This window comes from Vibrio agarilyticus, assembly GCF_012641465.1.
Classification (GTDB): domain Bacteria; phylum Pseudomonadota; class Gammaproteobacteria; order Enterobacterales; family Vibrionaceae; genus Vibrio; species Vibrio agarilyticus.
The window spans coordinates 116,044-125,528 of sequence record NZ_JABAIK010000012.1; the positions used below are offsets into that span (position 1 = coordinate 116,044).

7 protein-coding genes are annotated in these 9,485 nt (G+C 45.6%); all 7 read left to right on the top strand.

What is annotated here, in order from left to right; translation table 11 throughout:
- The first annotated feature begins 335 nt into the window (after positions 1–335).
- The 7 genes from HGP28_RS13150 (at position 336) to HGP28_RS13180 (ending at position 8,710) form a co-directional block, all read left to right on the top strand.
- Complete coding sequence (locus HGP28_RS13150; protein ID WP_168836932.1) at positions 336–785, top strand: hypothetical protein; 450 nt, start codon at positions 336–338, stop codon at positions 783–785.
- Between the two features lie 91 nt (positions 786–876).
- Positions 877–2,271: a TolC family protein gene (locus HGP28_RS13155; RefSeq protein WP_168836933.1), complete on the top strand. Its 1,395-nt coding sequence runs from the start codon at positions 877–879 to the stop codon at positions 2,269–2,271.
- Between the two features lie 13 nt (positions 2,272–2,284).
- Entirely contained in the window at positions 2,285–3,997 is a 1,713-nt protein-coding gene (locus tag HGP28_RS13160) for an efflux RND transporter periplasmic adaptor subunit (protein ID WP_168836934.1), read from the top strand.
- A complete protein-coding gene (locus HGP28_RS13165; protein WP_168836935.1) occupies positions 3,994–7,113 on the top strand; it encodes an efflux RND transporter permease subunit in 3,120 nt (1,039 codons plus the stop codon). The genes HGP28_RS13160 and HGP28_RS13165 overlap by 4 nt, the downstream gene beginning before the upstream one ends.
- A gap of 78 nt (positions 7,114–7,191) precedes the next feature.
- On the top strand, positions 7,192–7,671 hold the full coding sequence (gene copI, locus HGP28_RS13170) for a copper-resistant cuproprotein CopI (protein WP_168836944.1): 480 nt from the start codon (positions 7,192–7,194) through the stop codon (positions 7,669–7,671).
- A gap of 60 nt (positions 7,672–7,731) precedes the next feature.
- Positions 7,732–8,250 carry a hypothetical protein gene (locus HGP28_RS13175; RefSeq protein ID WP_168836936.1) on the top strand — a complete coding sequence of 173 codons (519 nt, stop codon included), beginning with the start codon at positions 7,732–7,734 and terminating at the stop codon, positions 8,248–8,250.
- Positions 8,251–8,269: 19 nt separating this feature from the next.
- Entirely contained in the window at positions 8,270–8,710 is a 441-nt protein-coding gene (locus tag HGP28_RS13180; RefSeq protein WP_168836937.1) for a DUF411 domain-containing protein, read from the top strand.
- Positions 8,711–9,485: the final 775 nt, after the last annotated feature.

Below are 9,485 nucleotides of genomic sequence, written 5' to 3' on the forward strand. Positions count from 1 at the left end.
TTGGGTCTCGTCATTATTTATTCAATATCTGCCACTTCTTATCAAAAATGTCTCTGCCAGTGTGATCGAGCACTCTTGAAAAAATCCGCTCAGCTTGAGCCAAGAATCGTTGTTTCGGTTGATGTCCAGCTTTGACCCGCGTAATTAGCAGTGAGAGCGACGTGATCATGATAATGTGTAAAGCTCGGCATTGCCCCATTGAGAGTTGCAACTACTAAACTTCATTTGCGAAAATGTAGTAACTACAATTGCGTGCACACAAATTTGTAGGAAGACATTGACCTTACCGCAAGGGCAAGGTTTATAATGGGAGTTGTTATATTGATAGGTATATTATGACCCACTCACTCAAAAATACATGGATTACGATCTTCAGTATCTTGGCGATGCTGATGTCTAACTATGTGTCGAGTGCGCCACTGATGGCGATGAATAGCATGCCAGTATCTATTTCAGAAGTAACGAGCAGTCACCACAACCACATGTCGTCCAATCATGTTGAATCTTCGGGGTTTTCTGCTCATCATCAACAAGCCACTAATTGTCATTCGGGTGAGGGTTCTACGGATTCGGAACACCATACAAAAATGGTAATGAGCCATTGCGGTGACAGCAACTCCAGCGCTGATACCTGCTGTGTCTCTGTATGCTCAAGCGTCTCGTATCCAATTGAGGTCGTCTACTTACCAAATCCACTTTCTTCAACGTTAGCTTTACACCACTCAATCAAGATTGGCGTTAAAGTGTCACGCATCCAAAGCCTGCTTCGTCCGCCATCCGCGTAATTCAATAAACATCATTGTCAGCTCTCAAGCCTGATCTGCACTTTATGCAGGGTTTGAGGTATGTCCATATCTCTATTCGTGGATAAACATAATGAATATTGAATTCAATGGCCTAGGTGTATCTAATGCCTTGAGCCTTAGCATTGCAGTTGTTGTTTCTGCTGTGCCAGCAATCTCTCATGCGCAAGTTCAAACAACGTCGCTATCGATTACTGAATCAACTAAACAACTTAACCAGCTTATCGAGTCTGCGCTTTCGAGTGACACTGCTCGTTCACAATATGCGGCACAGTCGCAAGCGATGCGTGAATCAGGCGTAGCAAGCGCAACATTGATGGATCCAAAGCTTAAAGTCGGCTTTGGTGGCTTGCCCGTCGATTCCTTTAAGTTTGATGAAGACCCAATGACTAATATCTCTGTTGGGTTAATGCAGCAATTTGAACGCGGCGCCACTTTAGAGCTCAATCAACGCAAAGCAAATCAACAAGCTGATGGTGTTGCTTACCAGGTCCAAGTTCGCGAGCGTGAGGTTGCCAATAACATCACTCAGTTATGGCTTGAGTTGGGTTATCTCCAATACGCAGAATCGGTCATCAAAGAGAACCGTCGTTTGATGCTTGAGATGGAGCAATACGCACAAACCAATTACTCAATTGGTAAGAGTGAAGCGCAAGATCTGCTTAATACTCAGCTTCAAGTCGACAAGTTGGATGAAAATCTGCAATCCAATCGACAGATGCAAAATCGCGTCGTTGCTCAGCTATCTGAATGGTTAGGGTCTGAATGGCTAAATCGTCGCTCCGTTGATTCGAATCAGGCAGGGTATCAATTAGATTGGTCACGACTGAATACGCTTTTAGAACAACAAACTAACAACACCCAATACTACGCGCTACTCAACCAACAACCTATGGCGCAAATCGCTGACGCGAATATCTCGGCCAATCGCACCCAAGTTGAGGTTGCTGAGCAATCTTACACGCCACAATTTGGTTTTGAGGTGATGTATGCCTACCGTCAAGCCGACAACATGATGGGTAGACGTGCCCCTGATTTGCTTAGTGCGTATTTGACGATGGACATCCCTTTGTTCACCGACAATCGCCAAGACAAAAATGTGGCTGCGGCTCAATACCAAGTAGGTGCTGCGCAATATCAAAAAGATACGTTGCTCGCCCAAATGAACGCTCAAGTGAATGCGTTAATGTCGGACAGAGTGAATCTCACTGAACGCATTGAGCGCTATCAGGAGCGCTTATTGCCTCAGTCCAAAGCTCGCATTGAAGCGGTTGAGCGCGGTTATCAAAATAATACCGCTCAGTTTGGTGATGTGATTACTGCATCAACCGATGAATTGGCATTGCAAGTGGAGCTTGCTCGACTGATCACCGATTTAAACCAGACCAATAGCAAGTTGGCTTCACTACTTGGCGGCTTCGAGTACCAAATCTCTGCTCCAAACGCTCAATACCAAGAAAAACAATAATAAGGGAATTCAGATGAGTACATTTAAAGTTGCAAGCTTAGCGCTATTGGTTGGTGGTGCATTGGGGTTCGGAGCGAATATTTACCTTTCAGGTATGGGCCACAATATGGCTGACATGGCGGTTTCGGAGTCAAAATCAAGTGACGAACCACTGTATTGGGTTGCTCCGATGGACCCAAATTACCAACGCGATAAACCAGGTAAATCGCCAATGGGGATGGATCTTATTCCTGTGTATGCTGATGACCTAAATGGTAGTAACGACAAACCGGGCACGGTAAAAATCGACCCTGCGGTTGAAAACAACCTCGGTGTAAAAACGGATACCGTTAAGCAAGAGGTGCTTGCACCACGCATCGAAACCGTTGGCTATATCGCATTTGATGAAAGTCAGTTGTGGCAAACCAACATCCGCGTATCGGGTTGGGTCGAAAAACTCTACATCAATGCAGTGGGCGAAAAGGTTAAACAAGATGAGGTGTTATTCACTCTTTACTCACCAGAGCTAGTCAAAGCGCAAGAAGAGTTAATCAGCGCCTATAAAACTAACCGTAAGGGCATGATAAAAGGTGCCACCGACCGATTGGTGACCTTGGGTGTGGATCGCAGCCAGATTAAATCAATAGTGCGTCGAGGAAAAGCGTCGCAAACCATCGAGATTAAAGCGCCTGCTGATGGCGTGATTGCCAGCCTCAATATTCGTGAGGGTGGTTATCTCTCTCCGGCTCAAGCCGTAATTAGCGCTGGTCCGCTTGATGAAGTTTGGGTGGATGCCGAAGTGTTTGAGCGCCAATCGCATTGGATCAAGCAAGGCAGCCAAGCGTCAATGACACTAGATGCGCTGCCGGGTGGTGAATGGAACGGTGAGGTGGATTACGTTTATCCAATCTTAGACCCAAGCACACGAACCTTGCGTGTTCGCCTTCGTTTCACCAATCCACATGGCGAACTTAAGCCGAACATGTTTGCTAACGTCGCGCTGAAACCAGTTTCGAGTGATGAGGTGTTAACCATTCCTCGTTCGTCGGTGATTCGTTCTGGCGGCATGACTCGTGTGGTGCTTGCTGAGGGGGATGGTAAATATCGCTCTGCTCGCATTGAAGTGGGGCGTGAAGCGGCTAACAAGATAGAGGTATTACAGGGGCTAAGTGCTGGTGACCGCATTGTTACTTCTGCGCACTTTATGTTGGATTCAGAGTCAAGCCAATCTGCTGATCTATCACGCATCAATGGTGTCGAACCACCAACGGAAACCGCTTGGGCTACGGGTGAAATCACCGATGTGATGGCTGGTCATCGCATGTTAACGATTAACCACCAACCGGTTCCTGAATGGAAATGGCCGGGAATGGTGATGAACTTTAATGTGGCAGAAGGCGTTGAGTTTGAACCGTTCCAAACGGGTCAATCACTAGAGTTTGAGATGAAAAAATCAGATTCAGGGCAGTATGAGATTGTTGATTACAAAATCAGTGAATCTCAAATGACCTCTGAGGTGTGGGTTGAGGGCGACATCACCATGCTAATGGCTGACTTTGGCATGATAACTCTAAACCACAAACCAGTAGATGAGTGGAAGTGGGACGCGGGTGAGATGAATTTCTCAGTAGGTGAAGAGGTGAATCTAACTGGCCTTGAAGAAGGCCAACAGGTTCGTTTCTTACTTGAAAAACAAGGTTCGGATTACCTACTTAAACTGATTGAAACGAGTGAGGCCGCACAATGATAAATGCCATCATTCGTTGGTCTATCAACAACCGATTCTTGGTTTTGGTTGCCACTTTTGCCTTGATTTTTGGCGGTTTGTACAGTGTTAAAAACACACCAGTCGATGCGATTCCTGATCTCTCTGATATTCAGGTGATCATCAAAACCAGCTACCCAGGGCAAGCGCCTCAGGTTGTAGAAGATCAGGTGACTTACCCTCTAACCACAGCGATGCTTGCAGTACCAGGTGCAGAGACGGTACGTGGTTACTCGTTTTTTGGTGACTCTTATGTCTACATCATCTTTAGCGACGATACTGATATGTACTGGGCGCGTTCTCGCGTGCTGGAGTATTTGAGCCAAGTAGCACCTAAACTACCGCCAAGTGCCAAGTCAATGCTAGGTCCAGATGCGACCGGTGTGGGTTGGGTTTACAGTTATGTTCTACAAGACAAAACCGGTAAACATGATCTTTCAGAGCTTCGTAGTCTGCAAGATTGGTTCTTAAAGTATGAGCTGCAAACCGTGGACGGCGTTTCAGAAGTGGCGACCGTTGGCGGTATGGTGAAGCAATATCAAGTTCAAATCGACCCTGCTAAGCTGCGAGCTTATGACCTAACGCTACAACAGGTCAATATGGCGATTCAAAGCGGTAATCAAGAGAGCGGTGCATCGGTAGTCGAAGTTGCTGAAGCCGAGCATATGGTGCGAACTACGGGTTATCTGTCGGGCATTGAAGACATCAAAGCACTGCCACTAAAAGTCACTAAGCAAGGTACACCTCTTTTATTGGGTGATATAGCCGATATTAACCTCGGACCGCAGATGCGCCGAGGTATCTCTGAGCTGAACGGCGAAGGTGAAGCGGTCGGTGGTGTTATTGTGATGCGCTTTGGTGAGAACGCCAGTGAGGTGATCACCACCGTCAAAGACAAGCTTGCTGATCTTCAGCGCAGCTTGCCAGAAGGCGTTGAAATCGTTGCGACTTATGACCGCTCAACCCTGATTGATGCCGCAGTTGAAAACTTATGGAAGAAGCTAGCGGAAGAGTTCATCGTTGTTGCTGTTGTTTGTGCGTTATTCCTATTCCACATTCGCTCATCATTGGTCATTGTGCTGAGCTTGCCTGTTGGTATCCTGACTGCGTTTATTGTGATGCATTGGCAAGGTATTAACGCCAACATCATGTCACTGGGTGGTATCGCGATTGCAATTGGAGCCATGGTGGATGGTGCAATAGTCATGATAGAGAACATGCACAAGCACATTGAACGCACGCCTCTTAATGACAAAAAACGTTGGCAAGTGGTTAGCGATGCGGCACAAGAGGTTGGTGCACCGCTATTCTTCTCACTACTGATTATCACGCTGAGCTTTGTTCCGGTATTCGCGCTGGAAGGGCAAGAAGGTAAGATGTTCTCGCCACTCGCCTTTACCAAAACCTATGCCATGGCAGCAGCGGCGGGTCTTGCTATTACCCTCGTTCCTGTTCTGATGGGTTACTTCATTCGCGGTAAGGTGCTGCCTGAGCACAAGAACCCAATCAACAAGGGCTTGATTGCGCTCTATAAACCGCTTCTCAACATTAGCTTGAACTATCCAAAGAGCATGATTGTGTTGGCGATTGTGCTTATGGGCTCGGCTTATTATCCAACGACTAAGCTTGGGAGTGAATTCATCCCGCCATTGGATGAAGGCGACTTAATGTACATGCCAACAACCTACCCAGGTATTTCGATTGGTAAAGCACGAGAGCTTTTGCAACAAACTAATAAACTGATCATGACAGTGCCTGAGGTCGAAACCTCATGGGGCAAAATTGGCCGTGCTGAAACTGCGACCGATCCTGCGCCTCTGACCATGATTGAAACTGTAATCCAACTAAAACCCCGCGAACAATGGCGTGACGGTGTAACTGTGGAATCGCTGCGCAAAGAGTTTGATGACTTGGTTCAGTTCCCGGGGTTAACCAACGCTTGGGTAATGCCAATCAAAACCCGTATCGACATGTTGGCAACAGGGATTAAAACCCCAATCGGCATCAAGATAGCAGGACCAGATCTGAAGGTGATTGAGCAAATTGGTTCTCAACTTGAGCCAATCCTTAACAACATCACAGGTACCGCTTCTGTCTATGCTGAGCGTGTGGCCGGTGGACGTTACGTTACGATTGATATTAACCGCCGCGCAGCAGCTCGTTATGGGCTTAGCATCAAAGAGGTTCAGCAGGTTGTATCTACCGCTGTTGGTGGCATGAATGTTGGCGAAACCATTGAAGGCCTAGAGCGCTACCCGATCAACGTACGTTACCCACAAGACTACCGTGATTCGGTAGTGAAGCTACAAAACCTACCGTTAGTCACGCCAAACGGTGCCCGTATCGCGTTAGCGGATGTTGCGGATATTCGCTATGAAGACGGTCCTCCGATGATCAAGACAGAGAATGCGCGACCAAACGGCTGGGTATTTGTCGATATCGATGGGCGCGACCTTGGCTCTTATGTCGAAGAAGCAAGACTTGCCGTAGCGGATCAACTGAACCTGCCAGCAGGCTACTCACTTGCTTGGTCGGGTCAATACGAATATATGGAGCGAGCGAAAGAGCGCTTGGGTGTCGTTGTGCCAATCACGATTGCCATCATCATGTTATTGCTTTACTTCAGCTTCCGACGCGTTGGTGAGGTGATGATCATAATGCTGACTCTACCGTTAGCCATGGTGGGTGGTCTATGGCTCATGCACTACCTTGGCTACAACTTCTCAATCGCGGTAGGCGTTGGCTTTATTGCGCTAGCAGGGGTAGCTGTTGAGATTGGTGTCATTATGTTGGTGTATCTCAACCAAGCATGGCACTACACCAAACTGGATGCCAAAGAGCAGAGCAAATCACTCAATGAAGAGGATTTAAGCAATTCGATTCGAGAAGGGGCTGGATTGCGCGTTCGTCCTGTAATGATGACGGTGCTTACGGTGATCATCGGCCTTATTCCAATTATGTATGGGGAAGGAACTGGCTCTGAGGTGATGCAACGTATCGCAGCACCAATGATTGGTGGTATGGCTTCAGCCCTGCTACTCACACTGCTGGTTCTTCCTGCGATTTTCAAACTTTGGAAAACACGCGAACTTAAATAACTAAACACATGCATTCGGGTTGAGAGCTACTTGGCCGGAAAGACTTCTAAATCAATTAGTAAGGAATACACGATGAAAATGAAAAAAGCACTAATTGCTGCACTGCTTTCTGTTACTACATTATCAGCAATGGCTGAAATGGATCACAGTAAAATGGATCATTCGATGATGGATATGGAGGGTATGTCCGCAGTGGGTATGCCAGCAATGGGCGCTAAGCCAGACAAAGTGGTGCATGTTGTGTTGGCAGATGACATGACAATCAAATTCAAAAAAGAAGTACAAATTGAACCAAATGATGTCGTTCAATTCGTAGTCATGAATGTTGGCAAGATTGATCACGAGTTCACTATTGGTTCAGCGAAAGAGCAACTTGAACATCGCGAAATGATGAAGAAAATGCCTCATCATATGCATGATTCTGGGAATGCAGTTACAGTAAAGCCGGGTAAAGCTAAACAGCTGATTTGGCACTTCCATGGGGACAGCAAGGTTGAATTTGCATGCAATATTCCAGGGCATGCAGAAGCAGGTATGATTAAAAAAGTGACTTTATAGGTGCTATAGAGGAATCTGATGATGTTAAAGCGTTCATTCATGCTAGTGAGTATGTTTAGTATGAGCTTGTTTACCTATGCTTCAGAAGAATCAATTTCAGCCGGTGAGTCCACATTTCGTACTGTTGGTGGATATGGATGTATTGCATGTCATGGGCTTTACGGTCAAGGGGGAGGTAATGTTGGTGGAAACATCAGAGGTAGCTCCTTAAATGACCTGAAATACAGCCTAGAGCATGAACAAACTATGAAGCTTTTAGGCGACGTACTAAGTGAACAAGATAAGATAAATCTAGCAGACTACATGGAGTATCTTGGAACGTTTCAATTAGTGGATTGGATGTATGAAGGTATTAAGGGGGGACTACTCTCAGTTTCTATAGATAGCGGCAAGAATAGCCAGTTGGTGGTACTAAATAAAACGTTTGAGCCGATGTTAATTGACCTCTCCCCTTTGTCTGGAAAACATTTAACACTGCGTGTAGATCCGTATGAAACTCAGCACTTTGAGTGGCTTCCTGAAAAAGGAGTATATGAGCTGAGTTTTGGCGATGAAGCCATCAGTATTAACGTAAAATAGACTTTAGTTAGGTAACTTTATGTGTAAAAAATTGAGACTTGTTGCATTTTCATCTTTGATTTTGAGTTTTAACGTCTTTGCTAAGCCTGTTATTGAGCTTTACAAATCGCCTACGTGTGGTTGCTGTAAGGAATGGGCTGCAATTATGGAGAAAAAAGGCTATAAGGTGAATGTTAACCACGCTCGTGATTGGAGTGATGTCAAACAAGAGTTTGGTATGCCTAATCAACTGATGTCCTGCCATACAGCTGTCATTGATAGCTATATGATTGAAGGGCATGTTCCTGAGTCTGATATCAAACGCTTGCTTGAGGAGAGACCTGAAAATATTTCAGGGATTGCCGCTCCAGGTATGCCGCAGCATTCACCGGGAATGGCACGACCAGGGCAGGAGTACAAAGACTTTAACGTGGTGTCTTTTGATAAGACAGGGCAGATGAAACTTTACAATAAGTACTAAAAGTCGATTCAGAAGTTGGGCTCTTGAAGTAAGTTCGGAGCCCTCACATCGGCTAGATCGACTTCGTCCAAGTATTAGTTCTTTCGAGTAGTTTTATATATGGTGATGTTGGTGTTGATTGGTTATATACTCTGAAATAAAGTTTTTTAAAAAAATTACTGTAAAATTTTTAAAATGCGGACTCTTTTATATATTGAGAGCAAAAACATTGGTTAAGTGCGCTCTATCTCATTTTTAGTTATACAAACTGATTTATAGCTTTAACTCTTCCACTAATAAAACTCTGGTCTTTTCAGCGAGGGAACGAGCTGGCCTCAGCAAGTGTTTGCGGTTGGCCTTGTCGCAAGGCGACAAGAATAAAACCAGATGTGAGGTACTAACCCTCAAATTACAGCAAAATAGGCTTGCTTTTAGAAGTAGATCACTTGCTGACTCTGACTCGCGGAAGTGTAGCTAACTAAAGGGTATCGAATGGACCGTGTCGGGGCGAGTTTAAGAATACTTCAAGTTAATGATGCTGAAAAACACTAGAGTATGCATTTGAGCTAGTGTAAAAGTCTAACCTCACCTCACTTTACCTCATCTCAAACAAGAGTTAACTCTCAACGTCAGCTATGCTCTGAACTGAAGATGCAGCAAAACTAAAATTCAATCTTCGATAGATCGGTGTCATTAATGAGAGTGCTTGCGAATCCGCCACCTTCGCCATCATCTATAATGTCGCCGAGCTCTTCAATCAGGTCATCTCTCATCTCATGCAGTGCGCCATCACCTT